17 protein-coding genes and 1 pseudogene are annotated in these 19836 nt (G+C 70.7%); 13 read left to right on the forward strand and 5 right to left on the reverse strand.

The annotated features are described in order from the left end of the window. Positions 1-4: 4 nt before the first annotated feature. Positions 5-172: a hypothetical protein gene (locus ACQP04_RS24645; protein WP_433502932.1), complete on the reverse strand. Its 168-nt coding sequence runs from the start codon at positions 170-172 to the stop codon at positions 5-7. Between the two features lie 381 nt (positions 173-553). Here ACQP04_RS24645 and ACQP04_RS24650 point away from each other — a divergent pair, with 381 nt between their 5' ends. Continuing rightward, complete coding sequence (locus tag ACQP04_RS24650) at positions 554-1456, forward strand: SDR family NAD(P)-dependent oxidoreductase (RefSeq protein WP_433502933.1); 903 nt, start codon at positions 554-556, stop codon at positions 1454-1456. A gap of 68 nt (positions 1457-1524) precedes the next feature. On the opposite strand, the gene ACQP04_RS24655 is transcribed toward ACQP04_RS24650, so the two are convergent. Both ACQP04_RS24655 and ACQP04_RS24660 read right to left on the reverse strand, forming a co-directional pair. Next, complete coding sequence (locus tag ACQP04_RS24655) at positions 1525-2082, reverse strand: cysteine hydrolase family protein (protein WP_433502934.1); 558 nt, start codon at positions 2080-2082, stop codon at positions 1525-1527. A gap of 133 nt (positions 2083-2215) precedes the next feature. Continuing rightward, positions 2216-3043, reverse strand: coding sequence for a TauD/TfdA dioxygenase family protein (locus ACQP04_RS24660; protein WP_433502935.1), 828 nt, complete (start codon positions 3041-3043; stop codon positions 2216-2218). Positions 3044-3279: 236 nt separating this feature from the next. Between ACQP04_RS24660 and ACQP04_RS24665 the strand changes: the two are divergent. Both ACQP04_RS24665 and ACQP04_RS24670 read left to right on the forward strand, forming a co-directional pair. Next, a pseudogene (locus ACQP04_RS24665) lies at positions 3280-4224 on the forward strand (NAD(P)-dependent oxidoreductase); the annotation flags it as partial. A gap of 438 nt (positions 4225-4662) precedes the next feature. Beyond that, positions 4663-5763 carry an ABC transporter substrate-binding protein gene (locus ACQP04_RS24670; RefSeq protein WP_433502936.1) on the forward strand — a complete coding sequence of 367 codons (1101 nt, stop codon included), beginning with the start codon at positions 4663-4665 and terminating at the stop codon, positions 5761-5763. A gap of 61 nt (positions 5764-5824) precedes the next feature. Here ACQP04_RS24670 and ACQP04_RS24675 read toward each other — a convergent pair whose 3' ends face one another. Then, positions 5825-8125, reverse strand: a complete 2301-nt coding sequence (locus tag ACQP04_RS24675; protein ID WP_433502937.1) for a xanthine dehydrogenase family protein molybdopterin-binding subunit — start codon at positions 8123-8125, stop codon at positions 5825-5827. A gap of 116 nt (positions 8126-8241) precedes the next feature. Here ACQP04_RS24675 and ACQP04_RS24680 point away from each other — a divergent pair, with 116 nt between their 5' ends. From ACQP04_RS24680 to ACQP04_RS24725, 10 genes are all read left to right on the forward strand, one after another. After that, positions 8242-9345: an ABC transporter substrate-binding protein gene (locus ACQP04_RS24680; protein ID WP_433502938.1), complete on the forward strand. Its 1104-nt coding sequence runs from the start codon at positions 8242-8244 to the stop codon at positions 9343-9345. A 302-nt stretch (positions 9346-9647) separates the two neighbouring features. After that, positions 9648-10823: a CapA family protein gene (locus ACQP04_RS24685; RefSeq protein ID WP_433502939.1), complete on the forward strand. Its 1176-nt coding sequence runs from the start codon at positions 9648-9650 to the stop codon at positions 10821-10823. Between the two features lie 141 nt (positions 10824-10964). Next, positions 10965-11933, forward strand: a complete 969-nt coding sequence (locus ACQP04_RS24690) for a PDR/VanB family oxidoreductase (protein ID WP_433502940.1) — start codon at positions 10965-10967, stop codon at positions 11931-11933. 29 nt (positions 11934-11962) lie between these two features. Then, positions 11963-12745, forward strand: a complete 783-nt coding sequence (locus ACQP04_RS24695; protein ID WP_433502941.1) for an SDR family NAD(P)-dependent oxidoreductase — start codon at positions 11963-11965, stop codon at positions 12743-12745. Positions 12746-12789: 44 nt separating this feature from the next. Next, positions 12790-14037 carry a cytochrome P450 gene (locus ACQP04_RS24700; protein WP_433502942.1) on the forward strand — a complete coding sequence of 416 codons (1248 nt, stop codon included), beginning with the start codon at positions 12790-12792 and terminating at the stop codon, positions 14035-14037. 112 nt (positions 14038-14149) lie between these two features. Beyond that, positions 14150-15115 (forward strand): hypothetical protein, encoded by a 966-nt coding sequence (locus ACQP04_RS24705; protein ID WP_433502943.1) that lies wholly within the window; start codon positions 14150-14152, stop codon positions 15113-15115. Positions 15116-15174: 59 nt separating this feature from the next. Next, complete coding sequence (locus tag ACQP04_RS24710; protein WP_433502944.1) at positions 15175-16050, forward strand: VOC family protein; 876 nt, start codon at positions 15175-15177, stop codon at positions 16048-16050. Positions 16051-16084: 34 nt separating this feature from the next. Further along, entirely contained in the window at positions 16085-17227 is a 1143-nt protein-coding gene (locus tag ACQP04_RS24715) for a CaiB/BaiF CoA transferase family protein (RefSeq protein ID WP_433502945.1), read from the forward strand. 40 nt (positions 17228-17267) lie between these two features. Beyond that, positions 17268-18053: an SDR family NAD(P)-dependent oxidoreductase gene (locus tag ACQP04_RS24720; RefSeq protein WP_433502946.1), complete on the forward strand. Its 786-nt coding sequence runs from the start codon at positions 17268-17270 to the stop codon at positions 18051-18053. A 411-nt stretch (positions 18054-18464) separates the two neighbouring features. Further along, positions 18465-18953 (forward strand): FadR/GntR family transcriptional regulator, encoded by a 489-nt coding sequence (locus ACQP04_RS24725; RefSeq protein ID WP_433502947.1) that lies wholly within the window; start codon positions 18465-18467, stop codon positions 18951-18953. 27 nt (positions 18954-18980) lie between these two features. Here the strand turns inward: ACQP04_RS24725 and ACQP04_RS24730 are convergent, their stop codons facing one another. Beyond that, positions 18981-19718 carry a FadR/GntR family transcriptional regulator gene (locus ACQP04_RS24730; RefSeq protein ID WP_433502948.1) on the reverse strand — a complete coding sequence of 246 codons (738 nt, stop codon included), beginning with the start codon at positions 19716-19718 and terminating at the stop codon, positions 18981-18983. Positions 19719-19836 lie beyond the last annotated feature (118 nt).

The following is a 19836-nucleotide window of genomic DNA, read 5'->3' on the forward strand; positions in this document are numbered from 1 at the left end:
CGCTCTACCCAGGGTCCCCGCCGACTCGGTGCGCCGTCCGGATGGCACCGTCCATCCGGACGGTTTCGTCGTTGAGGTAGTCGCAGTCCGCGAGCATGGCGAGCCGGGCGCACCCGATGAGACGCTGCGGGAAGGTGACCGACTTCGCCAGGCTCGCCTGGACCTTCAGCATGCGCCCGCCGGGGCGAGGCCGGCGAGCGGGAGGGCGAGGGCGCCGCAATCACGCCCGGCCTCGTCCTCGACAGCCTCGAGCGCCAGCGTCCGGCCGTCAAGCGCGTCCAGGGTTGTCCGCGGCGGAGATCCGCCCAGCAGCCGCGCCGCCCAAGCGAGCTTGCCCTTGCGCAGAGCCCGCTCCAGCGAGGTCGCGACCCAGTCCTCGGGTGTGCCCCCGGTGAGGTCGCTCCCGGTCGACGGGCGGCCTGCTCTCCATTGACCTGGGGCTTCCCCATCCCTAACGTGGGCTCGAACTATATTTAGAATACGCAGGTTACGAGCGGAGGGCCACGTCGATGATGATCGGAGCCGAGTGCCGGGGCGGCACATCGTGAACGGCATGCCGAATGTCCCCCATCCCGTGCGGCGCGCCGTCGCCCCGTCCCCCGTGCAAGAAGTGCCCGCGAGCGCGGCCCCGACCCCCAAGGTCCAGTACGTCCTCCCCGCGGGAAATGGGGTCGTCGCGGCGCAACCGCAGGTGGCGCGCGGCGGCAGGCTCGAGGGCCGGATCGCGCTGATCTCCGGCGGTGGCGGCGGGATCGGTCGCACAATCGCCCAGCTGTTCGTGTCCGAGGGCGCCTCCGTCGTGGTGGCCGACCTCGAGATGTCGAGCGTCAAGGAGGTGGCCGACGCCCTCGGGGCCGCCGCAGAGCCGGTCGTGCTCGACGTGCGCGACCCCGAGGCCTGGGCCACCGCGGTCGACGCCGCGCGAGACCGCTTCGGCGCCCCGCCGGACGTACTGGTGCAGTCGGCGGGCGTCAACATCAACGGTGGGGTCGAGGAGGCCACCGTCGAGGACATGCACTTCGCCTTCGACATCAACGTCGTCGGTGTGCTGCACGGCATCCAGGCCGTGGCCCCGGGCATGAAGGCCTCCGGCCGGGGCAGCATCGTCGCGGTCACCTCGATGGGCGGGGTGTCCTACGGCGTCCCGGGCAACGCCGCCTACTGCGCCAGTAAGGCCGCCGCGACGGCGCTCGTCCAGTGCGCCGCGCTCGATCTCGGCCCCTCACGGATCCGGGTCAACGCGATCGTCCCCGGCCAGGTAGACACCCCGATGTCGCGTGCCTCGGCCACATCCGCGCCGCACTCGTTCTTCGAGAAGATGCCGGTGCCGCGCATGGGCCAACCTCGCGACATCGCCCAGTCCGCGCTGTTCCTCGCCTCCGAGGAGAGCTCCTGGATCACGGGGACGAAGTTCCTGGTCGACGGCGGGATGGACGCGGGCCCCGGCCTCGGCTGAGGTCCTTCCGGCACGGCGAAGGCCCCGGTTCCGCCGAGGGGACCGGGGCCTTCGGCCGGACAGCTGGGTCAGAGCGTGTCCGCCCACTCCTTGACGGTGACGACCTCCGCCTGCTGCGGGAAGATCTTCTCGATCAGGACCTGGTGCACGACCGGGTCCGGGTCGCCACACGCGTCCGACAGAACGGTGAGCTCGAAGTCTGCGTCGCTCGCGTGGCGCACAGTGGAGAGCACCACGCCGCTGGTCACGATGCCCGCGAGCACCAGCTTGGTGACGCCGAGACCGCTCAGCAGCGGCGCGAGGTCGCTCGCGAACGCGCTGACGCGACGCTTGACCACGACCGAGTCCTCGGGGGCCACGGTGATCGCCGGGTGGATCTGCGACGTCGCCGAGGTCTCGATGAACACGTCGCCGTAGCCGGTCAGCGGGGACATGTTCTTGTTGGCGGCGTTGACCTCGCGGTAGCCGTCCCGGAACGCCACGCGGACGTGGATGATCGGCACACCGGCCTTGCGGGCGGCGTCGACCGCCGAGACGGCGGCGGCCAGGACGGGCCCATCGTCGCCCCCGACGGCGCCCACGTTTGGCGGCTGGAAGTCCATCACGAGCAGTGCCTGGGCACTCATGTCCACTCCTTCATCGTGCAGGGCACAGACGGCGGTAGGCGGCCCGGTATTGCCGGACGCGGCCAACTCTGTGCATGGTTAGACCTTCGGACGCTACAAGGAGTCCGGGGTCACCGACAAGGCGGGCCCGCCGTCACCAGTCGACGGCCTTGAGGACGAGCCGGCGCAGGTGGCGCGGGTTGTCGTCGACCGACCCGGACCGCGCGTGCTGGACGGCGAGGTTGTCCCAGACCACCAGGTCGCCGTTGCTGTAGTGGTGCGAGTAGGTGTTGTCCTCGGTGTACAGCGCGGCGAACAGCTTCTGCAGCAGCGCCTCGCCCTCCTCCGAGCTCTCGCCGAACTCGACGATGTGGCTGGTGTAGAACTCGCTGACGAACAGCGCCTTCCGGCCGCTGTGCGGCAGCGTGATGACGACCGGATGGGTCGCCTTCCGGATGTCGTCGATCGTGCGGCCCGGGCGGAGGTCGGTGACGAGCTGCCGGTTCGACTCGCCGTAGGGGTCCTCCAGGTCGAGCATGTGGAACGCGGTGAGCTTCTCGATCTCCTCCTGCAGCTCCGGCGACAGGCTCTCGTAGGCGCGCACGCCGTTGGCGAAGCTGGTGGGCGGCGAGGTCGGTGAGACCTCCAGCGCGTAGAGCGAGGTGCCCGCGCGAGGGTTGGGCCGGTAGGCGCCGTCGTTGTGGAACAGCAGCCGGGCGTTGCCCGCCTCCGCCGCGTTCTCCACCTTCTTGTTCGTCATGAACTGCACCTGGGCGCCGTTGTCGAAGGTCTCGAGCGGGCCCAGGTACTTGATGAAGCGGTCGTGGTCCTCGCCCTCGAGCTGCTGACCCTTGACCACCAGCATCAGGTGGTCGGCGAACGCCCGCCGCACGCTCACGACGTCCTCCTCGGACAGCGGCTTCGTCAGGTCGACCCCGCGCACCTCGGCGCCGACGGGAGCCTCGAGCGGAACGATCTCCATGGCTACGCACCCTCTCCCTTGAGACAGCCGGCCACGCCGCACGTGGTTGTTGCTGTCAGTGTGCAGGCCTCCTTGAACGATGTCAACAGGCAGCCTGCGCAAGCTGCCTGAGGAGGAGGCGACCCGCCGCGCTCTCGCACCTTGTCGCGAGGCGACAATCCTAGTAAGAGTAAGCATTTTAGCGGGGCTGTACTCGAGACCCCGGGGACGGTCGCGCAGGGCCGCGCCACACCAGCAGACGAAGGAGAACAATGAAGATCGGCATCGTCGGGCTCGGGAACATGGGCAAGCTCATCGCGGCCGCCGTCGTCCGCGCCGGCTTCGAGACCTACGTCTACGACCTCCGCGCCGAGGCCATCGCGGAGCTGGTCGAGCAGGGCGCCAAGGGCACCACCTCGGTCAAGGAGCTCGCCGAGGCGGCCGACGTCATCGGCGTCGTCGTGCTCAACGAGCCGCAGGTACAGAGCGTGGCCGACGAGATCGTCGCCGTCGGCCTGCCGCGCACCCTGATCGTGCACAGCACCGTCACCCCCGCCTTCGTCCAGGGCCTGGCCGAGAGCCTCGCCCCCGCGGGCATCGGCGTGCTCGACGCACCCGTGGCCGGCGGCCTCGCCCGCGCCCGCACCGGCGAGCTGACCGTCATGGTCGGCGGCACCGACACCGACGCCGCGAAACTCGCCCCGCTGTTCGACGCGTTCGGCCGCGAGATCTTCCACGTCGGCCCCCCCGGCGCCGGCTCGGCCGCCAAGCTCTCGGTCAACTTCATGACCATCGCCGGCTACGCGCTGCAGATCGAGGCGATGAACTTCGCCCGCGCCTACGGCCTCACCGAGGACGCGCTGAGCAGCGTGCTCACCACCAGCAACGCCGACTCCCGCGCCGTACGCACCTGGGGCCTACAAGACCGGCTGCGCGCCAGCGTCCCCGCGGGCACCACCCCCGCCCAACTGGTCATGAAAAAAGACCTCAGCTCGTTCACCACCGCCGCAGGCCGCGCCGGACTGGTCTCCCCGCTCGCCGCCGTCGCCGCCGAAACCCTGGTCAACCGCGTCGAAGAACGCGACACCTACCTCGACAGCATCGGCGGGCGCCCCGACACCCCCCAATGCACCACCTGCGGCCAAGAGCTCATCCCGCCCTTCCGCGAGGCCGGCGAGCACCCCGAGTGCGCCCGTGCCTGACCCGCTGGACCCCCGCCCGCTGTTCAACGTCGACGGCCGAGTCATCCTCACCGGTGGCAGCGGGGGCCGGGCTCCGACACCGCGCGGATAGCCTGCGGCGCGAAGCTCGTCGTCGTCGCCTGCTCCAAGTAGAGGGTCGACGCGGTCGTCGCGTCCATTCCACGAGGCGGGCGGCGACGCTCCCGGCGGTCCCTGCCGACTTCACGGTGCTGGTGATGCTCTACCTGGCCGACGACGCGTCGTCGTTCGTCACGGCGGCCACGCTGCGGGGACGACGACGGCGCGGTCTCGATCTGGGCACGACCGCGACAGGGTCTTGACTCGATCTTTGCATCTGTCAATAGTAGTCACACTTGCGAGGGCCCGCGGCGTCCGTCGCCACCCCCGTGACCCCTGTACGCGTGACCGGCGCCCCGGCGCCAGCCCAATGGAGGGCTCATGCTCAAGCGACGACGCTTCGCCGCTCTGGCCGCACTGTGTACGGCCTCCGTTCTGGCCCTGTCCGCCTGTGGTGGTGGGAGCTCCGACACCGCCGCACAGGGCGGTGCGGGCGCCCCGTCGGAGCTCGCCATCTCGACCAGCGGCACGTGGATCACCACGTTCGCCCCGCTCTGGGCCGCCGCGCCGGAGATGGCCGAGATCGAGAAGAAGTACAACACGAAAATCTCCTACCCCGGCTTCGGCAAGGGCAACGACGCGCTGACCGCGATGCTCGGCGGCTCCGCGCAGATCTGCAACTGCAGCTTCAACACCGCGCTGAAGGCCGCGTTGGCCTCCGACGAGCTGCACTACGTCGTGAACATGAACAAGGGCGCCGGCACCGTTGCGATCGCGGCCAAGAGGTACGAGGCCGAGCGCGGCACCGACCTGGCCAAGTTCGACGGCGGGAACTGGGGCTACACCTCTGAGGGCTCCATCAGCCAGGTCAGCCTCAAGGAGGCCGCCGAGCACTCGGGCCTGGACTGGGCGAAACAGAAGGGCATCGCGCTGGGTGCGATGAATGCCTTCGCCCCCGCCCTGCAGACCGGGCGCATCGACATCGCGATGATGGACGTTGCCTCCGCGGCACAGGCCGTGAAGGACGGGATCGGCTACCCGGTCCTCAACACCAACGACCTTAGCGTCTTCGGCCCGATCGGCGGCACGCTGATCGGCAACGGGCTGGTCATGCCGGAGAAGTTCCGCCAGCAGTACCCGGAGCTGTCCCAGGACCTGGTGAACGCGGTCGTCGCCGGGCTGAACCGGGTCCGCACGGTCACCGACCCGGCTAAGGTCATGCAGCTCATGCCACAGGGCTTCAGGGACGCCCGCTCGGACCCGCAGCTGTTCGCGGCGGAGTGGGCCTTCACCCAGCCCGGCTTCCTCTCGACGGACGGCTCGACCACCGAGCAGGCCGTGAAGGACACCACCGGAGGCGGCGACTTCAGCGAGGCCGACCTCGCGAAGCCCGAGGCGGGCACGTTCCTCGACAACTCCATGGTGGACAAGGCCTACGAGCAGCTGGGCATTCCGCGGCCCGGCGTACAGACCGCGTCCTGACCCTGCCCCCGACCGGTCCCGCGTCCGCCGTTCAACACAGTGAACGGGGGTCGCGGTCGTCTCAGGCCTCCACAATGGCTCGCCACACCCGCTCGGGCGTCAGCGGCAGGTCGAGGTGCCGAATGCCGAGATGGGCCAGCGCGTCGATCACGGCGTTCTGCACCGCGACCGTGGATCCGGTGGTACCCGCCTCGCCGACGCCCTTGGCGCCCAACGGGTTCCGCAGCGCCGGCGTCACGGTGTGCCCGGTGTCGAAGGGGGGCAGGTCCGCCGCTGAAGGCATCCCGTAGTCCGCGAACGAGGCGGTGGTCAGGTTCCCTTCGTCGTCGTAGGTGATCGCCTCGAACAAGGCCTGCCCGATGCCCGCGGCGAGTCCACCGTGGACCTGACCCTCGACCAGCATCGGGTTGACCTGCACCCCGCAGTCGTCGACCGCGACGATCCGGCGCAGGTCGACCATGCCGGTGTCGGTGTCCACCTCGACGACGGCGATGTGGCAGCCGAACGGAGCCGTCCCATCCACGCCCTGGTCGAACCCCGGGGCCGCGGTCAGCCCCTCCGCCATCCCCTCCGGGCGGCGCTGCGGGTCTGCCGCCGCGGCGGCCAGCGCGGGCCAGTCGAGAACTCGCGAGGCGACGCCCCGGACCCCGATCCCCTCCCCCGGTACGATCTCCAGGTCGGCGAGATCCGCCTCGAGCAGGTGCGCTGCGAGGGTGAGAGCTTGGTCCCGCACCGCCTCCGCCGCCAGAAGGACCGCGCTGCCGCCGACCTGGGTGGAGCGCGAGCCGCCCGTGCCCATTCCGAACGGCACCCGGTCGGTGTCGCCGTGCGCGAGCCGGATCCGGTCCATCGGGATGCCGAGGGCATGCGCGGCGATCTGGGCGTAGACGGTCCCGTGGCCCTGGCCGTGCGCCGAGGTCCCGACGTCGAGCGTAGCGCCGCCGTCGGCGTCGACGGTCAGCCGGCCGTACTCCTTGCCGTAGCCGGTGTTGTTGGCCGAGACCTCGACGTAGAAGCTCAGGCCTACGCCCAGCACGACCCGGTCCCCCGCCGCGCGGCGACGCTTCTGCTCGGCGCGCAGCTCCGCATATCCGGCCCGCTCCAGGGCCGCGTCGAGGCAGCGCTCGTACTCGCCGGTGTCGTAGGTCGCGCCCGTGGGGGTCGTGTGTGGGAACCGCTCGGGCCGCAGCAGGTTGCGGCGGCGCAGCTCCGCCGGATCGATGTCGAGCTCGGCCGCCAGCATGTCGACCGATCGCTCCAGCATCGAGATCGCCTCCGGTCTGCCCGCGCCGCGGAAGGCCCCGACCGGCGAGGTGGAGGTGGCCACGGCGGTGATGTCGAAACGCACGCTCGGGATGTCGTAGGCCCCGCCGGCCAGCAGCCGCGTGGTCATCGGCATGCCGCAGCCGATGCCGGGGTAGGCGCCGGCGTCGACCAGGGTCTCGACCTCGAGGGCGGTGATCCGGCCGTCCCGCTCCGCGCTCAGGGTGACCTCGAACAGCTGGCCGCGGGCGTGCATCGTCGTCAAGTTCTCGCTGCGGCTCTGCACGACCCGTATCGGCTCCCCCAGTGCGGCCGCCACCGCGACCACGAGGATGTAGTCGACCTCCAGGGGCGTCTTGCCGCCGAACCCGCCGCCGACGGCCGGGCAGGCCACCCGCAGCCGCTCCTTCGGCATCCCGAGATTTTCCGCGATGACGTCCCGGACCAGGTGCGGGAACTGGGTGGAGGCCCAGAGCGTGATGTGGTCCTGCTCCGGCACGGCGACGGCGGCGTTCGCCTCCATCGGTGCGACGGCCATCCGCTGGTTCAACACCTGGTGACGGATAGTGACCGGAGCGTGTTCCGCAGGTGCCGTGCCACCGCTGAAGGGGATCCGCAGCGCCACGTTGGAACCGGTGTCAGGGAACAGCAGTGGCGCCTCCGCCGAGGCCGCCCATGTCGGGTCGACGACTGCGGGCAACGGGTCGAGATCGACCTCCACCGCCCCCGCCGCGTCCTCGGCCTGCATCGGGGTCTCTGCAACGACGATCGCCACGATCTCCCCCGCGAAGCGCACCGTGTCGGAGGCCAGGGCCGGCCGGTGGAACGGCGTGGGGATCATGTCCGTCATCGGGGAGAGCAGCAGCGGCCCGACCTCGAGATCACTCGCGGTGAACACCGCGCGCACGCCGGGCATCGCCCTGGCCTCGGTCGCGTCGATGCCCTCGATCCGGGCGTGGGCGACGGGAGAGCGCACGTAGACCATGGTCAGTGCACCTCCGACCTCGAGATCGGCCGCGAACCGAGCTCGGCCCTTCAGCAGCTCCTCGTCCTCAAGGCGGGGCGAGGACGATCCGATGCCGGGCAGGAACGGGTTCATGGGCAAATCTTGACTCAGCACGCAGATCTGTTTACTGTATGCATACTTATCCTCATTTCAGCCGGAGATTCGACTCGTCTCCGACCGTAACCCGTCGGAACGCCCATGGAGTGCTGATGCGTTCGCGTCGTCTCGCCGTACCCCTGCTGTCCGTGTGCACCGCAGCCCTGCTGGCCCTGACCGCCTGTGGCGGCAACGCCGAGCGTTCGGCGGAGGGCCCCAACGGCGCCCCCACCGAGCTGGCCATCTCGGTCACCGGCAACTGGGTCACCTCCTACGCCCCGCTCTGGGCCGCGGCGCCCGAGCTGGCCGAGATCGAGAAGAAGTACGACACCACGATCACCTACCCGAGCTTCGGCAAGGGCAACGACGCGCTCACCGCCGTCCTCGGCGGCGCCGCGCAGATCTGCAACTGCAGCTACAACACCGGACTGAAGGCCGCGCTGGCCAAGGACGAGCTCCGGTACGTGGTGAACATGTTCGACGGCGCGGGCACCGTCGCCATCGGGGCCAAGAAGTTCGAGGCCGAGCGCGGCACCGACCTGGCGAAGTACGACGGCGGGAACTGGGGCTACACCTCCGAGGGCTCGCTGAGCCAGATCAACCTGCGCGCCGCCGCCGAGCACGCGGGCCTCGACTGGGCGAACCAGAAGGGCATCGCCACCGGCTCGATCGCCGCGTCACAGCCCGCGCTGCAGTCCGGCCGCGTCGACATTGCGATGATGGACGTCGCGTCGGCCGCCAAGAGCGTGCACGACGGGGACGGATACCCGGTCCTGAACTCCAACGACCTCACGGCCTTCGGCCCGGTCACCGGCACGGTCATCGGCAACGGCCTGATCATGACCAAGGAGTTCCAGGACACCTACCCCGCGCTGTCGCAGGACCTGGTGACCGCGGTGGTCGCGGGCCTGAACCGGGTCCGGGCCGAGACCGACCCGACGAAGCTGCTCGCGATGATGCCGGAGGGTTTCCAGGAGGCGCACGCCGACGCGGCGGTGTTCGACGTCGAGTGGGCCTTCACCCAGCCGAGCTTCCTGCCCACGGACGGGTCCACCTCGGAGCAGGCCGTGAAGGACACGACGGCGGGTGGAGACTTCACCGAGGCCGAGCTCAGCTCGCCGGCCGCCACCTCGTTCGTCGACAACTCGATGGTGGACAAGGCCTACCAGCAGCTGGGGATCCCGCGGCCGACGCTGCAGGCCGCCCCGGCCTCCTGAGCGCCCGCTCCCGAACCGCCCTCGCCGCCGAGTCCGCCGCCTCGCCGGACCTCGGGGCCGCACCTCCCGAATGCTCACGACCCCGCGCCGACCAGGGCCAGGTAACCGAGCGCGTCGAGCCGGGCCGGACTTCCGTCCCGGCTCGGTGCCGTTCTCGGCGCTGGTCACGGCCCTTTCGCCGTCGGGCCAGAGACTTGTCGGGGTCGGTAACCATAGTTATGATTAGGCGAGTTGAGTTCGGCGACCGCAGCGCATGCGCCTCGGCTCGCCGAGGAGCATCCCATCACCGTGAGGAGCCTCCAGTGCCGGAGCCCGCCAGCCCCGCCCGCGTCGTCGAGCTGCGCGCCGTGGGAGACGTCGCCGTCAACCGCGCCGAGCCCGACTCGGCGCTGACCCTGGTGGCGGACGAGCTGCGCGCCGGAGACGTCACCTACGGCAACTGCGAGTCGACCTACTCCGAGCGGGGCGAGCCCAACCCCCACTCGCGCGGCATGGTGCGCGCCCACCCGCGCAACGCCGAGGCCTATTCCGAGGCCGGCTTCGACGTGATGTCCTTCGCCAACAACCACCACCTCGACGCCGGGGAGGAGGCCTTCTTCGACACGCTCACGGTATTGGCGAAGCTCGGCATCGCGAGCTGCGGCGCGGGCGCGAACCTCACCGAGTCCCGCAGGCCGGCGATCGTGGAGGCGAACGGCACGCGCGTCGCCTTCCTCGCCTACTCCTCGATCCTCTGGCCCGGCTATGAGGCGACGGACGACAGCGCGGGCGCCACCCCCCTGCGCGTCACCACGACCTACGAGCAGGCCGAGCTGGAGCAGCCCGGTTCCCCCGCCCACATCCACACCACGGTGTACCCCGAGGACCTCGCCGCGATGGTGGCGGACGTGCGGGCCGCGAAGGATGTCGCGGACGTCGTGGTGCTGGCCCCGCACTGGGGCCTGCACTTCGTGCCGGCCACGATCGCCGAGTACGAGACCGAGATCGCCCACGCCGCGATCGACGCGGGCGCCGATCTCGTGCTGGGCTGCCATCAGCACGTCGTCAAGCCGATCCAGCTGTACAAGGGCAAGGCGATCTTCCACGGCCTGGGCAACTTCGTGCTCGACGTGCCGACGCCGCCGAACCTGGACAGCCCGGGCATCCAGGAGATGAACGCGCTCTTCGACGGCTACGCCATCGGCAGGGATCCGGCCTACCCGACCTACCCCTTCCACCCGGTCGCGCGGCGTACGATGATCGCCCGCGCGCGCATCGAGGACGGACGGGTCACCGAGGTCGGCTACCTGCCCTGCCTGATCAACACCCAGGGGCAGCCCGCCCCACTCACAGCGGACGACCCGGCCTCGGTCGAGATCGTCGAGCACATCGCCGAGATCTCGGCGAGGGCGGGCTTCGAGGTACCCACGCGGAGGGACGGCGACTGGGTCGTCGTCCCGCTCGACGCGACGGTGGCCGCGGGAGCGATGTCGTCCTGACCGACGCCCGCACCCCGTGAGGACCGCCGTTTCCACGAACGCTTGTGTTGCTGGGCGCAAACTCTCATCATGGTAAACAGGCTCATGCCGCTGCTGCGCAGTTCGGGCCGCTTGCACGACACCCCGGTCGAAGGAGCCCGTATGGACCAGAACGACTTCCGTCGCACCACCGTCCGTGTCGCCGAGGCCGAGCACGTCACACCTGACGTGCTGCGGCTCGTCCTCACCCCCGTCGAGGGCGACAAACTCCCCGACTGGGAGGCCGGTGCCCACATCGACCTGCACCTCCCCTCGGGCCTGTCCCGGCAGTACTCCCTGTGCAGCGACGCCTCGGACACCACCAGCTACACGGTCTGCGTGCTCCGCGAGCCGAACGGCCGCGGCGGCTCGACCGAGATCCACGACACGGTCACCGTGGGGACCGAGTTGCCGATCTCGGGTCCGCGCAACCACTTCGCGCTGGTCCCGGCCCCGAGCTATCTCTTCCTCGCGGGCGGCATCGGCATCACCCCGATCAAGGCCATGATCGAGGAGGTGGAGAACCGCGGCGCGGACTGGAAGCTGCTCTACGGCGGCCGGACCGCCGAGTCGATGGTCTACGGCTCCGAGCTCCTGGCGAAGCACCCCGAGCGGGTGCAGCTCGTCCCGCAGGACGTCGAGGGCCTGATCGACGTCGTCGTCGCCCTGGCCGACGTGGACGAGTCGACCCAGATCTACACGTGCGGCCCCGAGGGCCTGCTCGACGCCACGACCAAGGCATGCGAGGCCGTCGGCATCGCCGACCGGCTGCACATCGAGCGCTTCGCCGCCGGCGAGGCCGTGGCCCCACCCGAGGACGGCGAGAAGCCCTTCGAGGTCGAGCTCCGCCAGTCCGGTGTCACCCTCACCGTCGGCGCCGACCAAACCCTGCTCCACGTCGTCCGCGGTGTCCGTCCCGACATCGACTTCTCCTGCCAGGAGGGCTACTGCGGCTCCTGCGAGAGCCGCGTCCTCGAAGGACAGCCCGACCACCGCGGAACCATGATGACCCCCGAGGAGCACGACGAGGACGGCACCATGCTGATCTGCGTCGGCCGCTCCTGCTCACCCAAACTCGTGCTCGACCTCTGACAGTCCGCACGTCTCCCCTGGAGGTGCCCATGTCCGGCTCATCGTTGACCGGCAGGAGATACGTCGTCACCGGTGCCGGCGGCGGGATCGGCCGCGCGACCGCGCTGGCCCTCACTCTGGAGGGGGCGTCGCTGCTGTGCACCGACGTCGGGGCGGAGGGCCTCAAGGAGACCGCCGAGGTCCTCGCGGCCAAGGCACCGGACGACGCATCGGTGGTCTGCGAGGCCCTCGACTCGACCGACGGCGACGCGGCCGCCGAGGTCGTGACCCGCGGCGCGCGCCTGCTGAAGGGCCCGTTCGACGGGCTGGTCAACGTGGCCGGGGTGATGCTCGGCAAGCCGTTGGCCGACACCGAGATGGCCGACGTCGACCGGATCTTCCGGATCAACGTCGGTGCCGGGCTGGTGATGACCCGCGCGGTGCTCCCCCACCTGGGGCGCGGCGGCGTCATCGTCAACATCAGCTCCAGCAGCGCAGCCCAGATCACCCCCGGCATGGGCCTCTACGGGGCCAGCAAGGCCGCGCTGGTGTACCTGACCCGCGCGCTCGCCCAGGAGCTCGCGCCGCGGGGCATCCGGGTCGTCGCCGTCGCGCCGGGCGCGGTCGACACCGCCATGCCGCGCACGCTGCTGCCCGCGGGCCCGGAGGGGGAGCAGATCCTCGCCGAGGCCGTCCGCGGCTCGCAGCTGATCGAGCGCCTCGCGCAGCCGGAGGAGATCGCCGAGTCGATCCGCTTCCTGCTGAGCGACGGCGCCACCTACATCACCGGCACGACCCTGTGGGTGGACGGCGGGGCGGGCGCCGCGCACTAGCCACCGGGGCCACACCCGAACTGTCGACGACGATGGGATCAGCAATGACGCAGAGCACCGCATGGGACCGGGACACCTTCGTGCACCTCAGCGGCTACCGGGAGGTGGAGGAGGTCTTCCGCCGCAGCCGTGACTTCGTCATCGGCGGGACAAAGGCCGGATCGGACGAGTTCGTGCACGGGACGTTGGTCGCCCTCGACGGCCGCGAGCACATGGGCCGGCGCCGCGCGCTGATGAAGATGATCAGCTCGGACCAGCCATGGGGCGCCGAGGGCACGCTGATCGACGATGTGTTCGCCCGCTACCTCGCCGAGGTCGTCGAGTCCGTCGAGCCACGGGACGGCAGGGTGCATTTCGACCTGATCCCGGTCGGCCGGCGGATCATCTGGCGGCTGACCGCGGCGTTCGTCGGCCTCGACAACATCGACGACCCCGCGCAGGTCGAGCGCTTCATGGGCCTCGTCGAGCCCGTCCTCGAAGGCCTCACGCTGGAGTACCAGCCCGAGGAGCGGCACGCGGAGATCCTCGTCGCCGCCCGCGAGAACCGGGCGCTGATCCGCGAGGAGATGTTCGACCCGAGCCTCGCGCGCCGTCGGGCGCTCGTCGAGAAGGTCCGCGCGGGCGAGGCGAGCGCGGACGACCTGCCCGGTGACCTGATCACCAGCATGCTCGGCCAGAGCGACGAGCCTGACATCGAGCTGATCTTCCGCGAGATGGTCGCGCTGCTCGCGGCCGCCGTGAACAACCCCGTCTCGCAGATGGCGTGGGCGCTCGACGACGCGACCCCCTGGCTCGATGCGCACCCGGAGTACCGGGACCGGATCACCGAGAAGGAGTTCCTCGGCCACATGGTCAAGGAGACCATGCGCCTGCACAGGTCCTCGCGGCCGCACGTCGTGCGGATCGCCGTGAAGGACACCGTGCTCGAGACGACCGGCCGCGAGGTGCCGCAGGGCACCTGGGTGTCGCTGTGGCTGCAGGCCGCCAACCGGGACACGACAGTCTTCGGCGAGGACGCGAACGAGTTCGACCCGTTCCGCACCCCGCTCGACCCGTCGGTGCAGCCCTTCGGGATCGGCCTCGGCGGCGGCGCCCACGTCTGCCTCGGGCGTCCGCTGCTGCTGTGGGACCAAGGCGACGAGGATGCCCAGGGCCTGCTCGTGAAGCTGTTGCGCTTCCTGCTGACCGCAGGCGTGCGGCCGGACCCGGAGGGTGAGCAGCACGAGGGCGGGCCCGAGGGCGGCCGCCGCCACGACCGCTACGACGTGGTCATGCCCGCACCGGGCGCGTGACCTTTAAGCCTGTGCATATTTGATGCTAGGCTGTCCGTGGGCCGGGTCGTTCCGCAGGTCGGGACACCCTCTTCTCTCCACATCGTTGCAAGGGTAAAGGGAACTAGATCCGATGACGGCTCGACCGGTGAAGCTGCTGTTCGGCGGCCAGTACGACCGCGTGCTGGGTCTTCCCGCCGCCGGTCGGGAAGTCGGACTCGACATCGTCCCCGAGTACCTCGATGGGCCGAAGGCGGCCTTCGAGGCCCTGTCGCACGACTCTGCGGCCGACGGCGGTGAGATGTCGATCTCCTTCTACATGACCCGCCGCTCGCAGCTGAAGGAGCGAAGCGACCTCGTGGCGCTGCCCGTCTGGATCTCGCGGACGTTCCGACACGGCAACGTGTGGGTCGCCGAGGACTCGGACCTGCACTCCGTTGCGGACCTGGCGGGCACGCGGGTCGGGCTCGCCGAGTACGGCATGACCCAGGCCGTCTGGCTGCGCGGCACGTTCGAGGACGACGCCGGGCTCAAGGCCTCGGACATCCGGTGGTTCACCGGCCGAGACCCCGCGTCGCTGACCGAGGACATGGTCCGGCTGCCCGCGGGCGTCGAGATCACCAAGGCGGACCGCTCGAGGCCCCTGCTGAACCAGCTACCCACCGGCGACCTGGACGCGGTGATCACCTCGGCCGGGCTGGTGCCGCGGCCGCCGGGCATCCGGCGGCTGTTCGCCGACCACGTGGCCGTCGAGAAGGACTACTACCGGCGCACCGGGATCTTCCCGATCATGCACGTGTTCGTCCTGCGGCGGGAGTTCGTCGAGTCCCGCCCGGAGGACGTCGCAGGACTGTACACCGCGCTCGAGCAGGCCAAGCGGACCGCGGTGGAGAAGCTGCTGCAGCCTGCCGTCTCGTACGTCACGCTGCCGTGGACGGCCGCCGCGGCCGAGGAACAGGTCGCGGTGTTCGGCGGCGACCCCTGGCCCTACGGGATCGAGGCGAACCTCCCCACGCTGACCGCACTCCAGCGCTACATGAGCTCCCAGGGCCTGCTCTGGGAGGACCTCCCGATCGACGAGTACTTCGCACGCATCTGACATCGACTCACCGGGGCGGCCCACCACCGACCCGGCGTGACACGGAACGAGGACCGGCCATGCCCGACTTCACCGAGACCACCCCGAGGCTGGCCCACCGGCTCGGCTACGTGGTCCTGCAGGTGGACGACCTGAAGGTCGCCACCGACATGTTCGTCAACGAGGTCCAGCTCCAGGTCAACGAGAAGACCGACGAGGCCGTCTATCTCGGGAGCGGGAACGACCACCACTGGGTCGTGCTCCGCTCCGACGAGGGCGTGGCCCGCGGCCTGCGGACCATCGGCTTCGAGCTCGACGAGTCGGTCTCCTTCGAGCAGGCCGAGGCCGTGCTCGACGAGGCGGGCGTGCCCTACGAGCGCAGCACCGACCCCGTCGCCCAGGACCGCGTCGGCGAGCTGCTGCGCCTGGCGGACCCGGACGGCACCACCATCGAGCTGTTCCGCGGCATGCTGTCCGTCCCGTGGCCGAACGCGCCCAGGTGGGTCAAGCTCGAGCGCATCCTGCACACCGCGATCGCGGTGGGCGACTTCAAGAAGTCGCTGCACTTCTACACCGCGGTGCTCGGCCTGCGGGAGTCGGACTGGATCGAGGAGACCTCGGTCTTCCTGCACGCCACCGACCGCTACCACCACTCACTGGTCCTTCAGCAGCGTCCCGGCCCGCCCCGGGTCGACCACCTCTGCTTCCAGACCGACACCTTCGACGACGTGATGCGCGCCCGCGCCATCGTCCAGCGGTCGGGCTTCGAGCTGCGGGACGACCTGCTCAAGCACGCGCCGTCGGGCTCGATCGGGTTCTACTTCCACGGCATCCCCGAGGGTCTGGGCATCGAGTTCTGCCACGGCCACGCAATCGTGGAGCCGGACCACAAGGCCGGCCGCTTCGCGCGCGTCCTGCAGGCCAAGGACGTCTGGCAGCCCCCGGCCGGCTACTGACCCGGCCCCAGAACCCCGAACTGAGCAGGAACTGATGAGCGAGACCGCCTCCGGGCCCCTCACGGGGCTGCGCATCCTGGACCTCACCGGCACCATGTCCGGTCCGTACTGCACCCTGCTGCTCGCGCAGCTGGGTGCCACGGTCGACAAGGTGGAGCCACCCGCGGGCGACATCACGCGCTCGTTGATGCGCGGCCGGAACGAGGCCATGACGCCGATCTTCCTCGGCCTGAACGTCGGCAAGCGCAGTGTGCTGCTGAACCTCAAGGATCCCGAGGACCGGAAGCGGTTCACCGCCCTGCTCCCCCGCTACGACGCCGTCGTGCACAACATGCGGCCCGCCGCGGCGGGACGGATCGGGCTCACCGAGGAGGGCCTGGCCGAGGCCGGGTCCTCCGCGCTGCTCTGCGAGATCGTGGGCTACGGGCCGGGCCCCTACGAGGACCGCCCGGCCTACGACGACACCACCCAGTCCATCTCCGGCATGGCGTGGGTGCAGGGCCGCGGCGAGCAGCCCGAGTACGTCCGGGCCGCCGTCGCGGACAAGACGGCGGGCCTGTACGCGGCGCTGGGGATCTGCGCCGCGCTGCTGGGCCGGGAGAAGGGCAACGACTCCGCCACGGTCCGGATCCCGATGTTCGAGACGATGGTCGCCTACACCGTGGTCGAGCAGCTGGGCGGGCTGACCTTCGACCCGCCGGAGGGCCCTCCGCTCTACCCGCGGACCATGTCGCCCTCCCGGCGGCCCTTCGCCACGGCGGACGGCTACCTCGGCGTCATGCTCTACACGGACAAGCACTGGGTGTCGTTCCTGACGTGGCTAGGGCGGGACGACCTCGCCGCCGACCCGAACTACACCAGCGTCTCCGGGCGCTCGCTGCACATCGACGAGGCGTACGGCTTCCTCGCCAAGGAGCTCAAGGCCCGCACCACGGACGAGTGGCTCGACATCATGGAGGAGCTCGACGTCCCGGCCAGCCGGGTGCACTCCTTCCACGACCTGCTCGAGGACCCACACCTGGAGAAGTCCGGCGCGATCGTCGTCGAGGACCACCCCACCGAAGGCCGGGTCCGACGCGTCCGCGCCCCGTTCCTGATCGACGGGTGCATGCTCGCCGACCCCTCCCCCGCCCCGACGCTGGGCCAGCACACCGACGTCGTCCTCGGCGAGTCCTGACGTGCCCGGGCGGGCCCCGCTCGCCGGTCGCCACGTTCTGGTGACCGGCGGGACCCGCGGCATCGGACGGGCGATCGTCGAGGGTGCTGTCGGGCGCGGGGCCCGGGTCTCATTCCTCGGCCGGGACGCCGCCGCCGTGGACGAGACGGAGAAGCTGCTGACCGAGGCCGGGGGGCAGGTCGCCGGGGTCGCGGCGGACGTGGTCGACGAGGTCGCCGTGCGCGCCGCCGTCGCCGCCGTCGCCGAGCGGCTCGGCCCGGTCGACGTGCTGGTGAACAACGCGGGCCTGAATACCTCCCAGGGCCCCCTGCACGAGGCGGACCTGGGCGAATGGTGGCGGGACGTCAGCGTGAACCTGCTGGGTTCGGCCGTCTGCGCGGCCGCCGTCCTGCCGTCGATGATCGAGCGCCGCGGCGGGCGGATCATCTCGATGGTGTCCGGCACCGCGGGTCGGGCCACCCCGCACAACAGCGCCTACGCGAGCGCGAAGGCCGCCGTCGTCCGGCTGTCGGACTCGCTCGCGGGCGAGGTCGCCGAGCACGGGATCGCCGTGTTCGCGCTGCGCCCGGGCACGATCGCCACCGACATGGTCGCTCGGTTCGCTGCCTCGCCCGCCACCCGGAAGTACCTGGGCGAGCAGGCCGCGGCGATGCGGCCGGGCACGCCGGAGAAGGCCGTCGCGGCCACCCTGTTCCTGGCCGAGGGCCGGGGGGACGCGCTCGCCGGACTCTGGATCGACGCGGACGAGGACCTCGAGGACCTGGTCGCGCGGGCCCCGCAGCTCCACGCCGCGGACCTGTACCAGCTCCGACGACGGCGGGCATGACGCGGACTACCAGGGAGACCTGACAGACGGCATGGGCCCGGCCCGGCCCGCGACTGGCAGACTGTCGGGAATCACTCCCCTCGCGAGCGACGTCGACGGCTCGGGGGTCCGTGGTCCCACGTCGCTTCCGGAGGTCCTGCTCGCACGGTCCCGCTCGTCGGGCGATGAAGCAGTCGGACATCGTCGCTCGGCAGATCTCACGGCAGATCATCGCGGACGGCCTGGTCGAGGGCACGCGGCTGGCCCGGAGAAGGTCATGGTCGAGGAGTACCAGGTCGGCCGCGGGACACTGCGTGAGGCGCTGCGGCTGCTGGAGAGCCGCGGAGTACTGAGCATCAAGACCGGCCGCGAGGGCGGTCCGGTGGTCCGACACCCACGCCCCTCGGACTCGGTGAGGCCATCAGTCTCGCGATGCGCTTCGACGGGATCGCCCCGGAGCAGGTCTTCGCCGCCCAACGCGCGCTCGCGCCGCGGCTCGTCCGGCGGGCTACGGAACGCCTGACCCCACGGATTCTGACCGCGATGGACGAGTGCGTCGACCGCATGGAGCGCTACATCGACCAGGGCCCTGTCTTCGAGGCCGAGGCACGGCGCTTCCACGACCTGCTGTCCCGCGGCGCGGAAAGCCCGGTGCTCGCGATCCTGGTCGCCGCGGTGGAGTCGGTGCTCGACGGGCTGCGGGACGACGTGCCGGTCGGGGACGCCCGACGGTCCCCGCGGACGGACCGGGTCGAGTGGAACGCCTTGCACCGGAAGCTACAGGACGCGCTGGTCGCCAAGGACGGCGACGCCGCGAGTGCCGCGACGGTCGCGCTCGTGGACCTCATGGTGCCAGGAGCGAGCGGCAACCGCCGCGGCGTGCGGGGCGCCACGCGGGCCCTCAGCGCGCGCACCGCCTGACTGGCCCGCGCCCTCGCAATCGCCTCCCTATACCGGGGCCTCCGTGATCGGCGTCCACTGGACGGGAGGCTGGGTCACGTCGTTGTACCGGTACATCCACGCTTCGCGGGAGTCCTGCAGGTGGCCCTCCATCATCGCCTCGGCCGCCGTGGCGTCCCCGGAGGCAACGGCCTTGAAGATGCGCTCGTGCCAGGTCAGCGCGACCCGACGCTGGCTGTCGGAGAACCCGGCATCCACCGAGCCGAAGGCGATGCCGTCCGCCACCCACTCCACGGCGCTGCTGAGCAGCTCCAGCACCGGGCTGCCCGCGGCGCTCGCCACGAGCTCGTGGAACCGCAGGTTCTCGCCGTGGAACACCGAGGACTCGTCGATGAACAGGGTCATCCGGTCCACGCACTCCCGCAGCCCGTCGAGCGCCGCCTGGTCGGCGTTCTTCGCCGCCATGCCGGCGAGCACGGGCTCGAGCGCCTGTCTGGCCGCGAACACCTCGGAGAACGCGACCCCCTCGAACTGCAGGATCAACGTCATGGCCTCGCCGAGGTCCGAGGGGCGTGGGCGCCGGACGACCGGGCCGCCGTCCCGCCCGGTGCGGATGCTGAGGATCCCGCGGCTCTCCAGCAGACGCAGCGCCTCGCGCAGCGTGCTGCGCCCCACCTGGTACTCCTCGAGCATCGCCCGTTCCGTGGGCAGGCGGGTGCCCTCTCCCAGGCCGTCCCCCAGGATCTGTGCCACGATCTGTCGGGCGACGATCTCGGACTGCTTCATCGCGCGAGCTGCCGGACCCGACATCGGTTCATCCCCTCGACCGCCGGCGCTCCACCGGCGGGCTCTCCGGCGTCCCCGCTCGGGAGTCGTCCGGCCATGTGTCAGCCACCAGCATGGA

Source organism: Pseudonocardia halophobica (assembly GCF_050948485.1).
GTDB classification, from domain to species: Bacteria; Actinomycetota; Actinomycetes; order Mycobacteriales; family Pseudonocardiaceae; genus Pseudonocardia; species Pseudonocardia halophobica.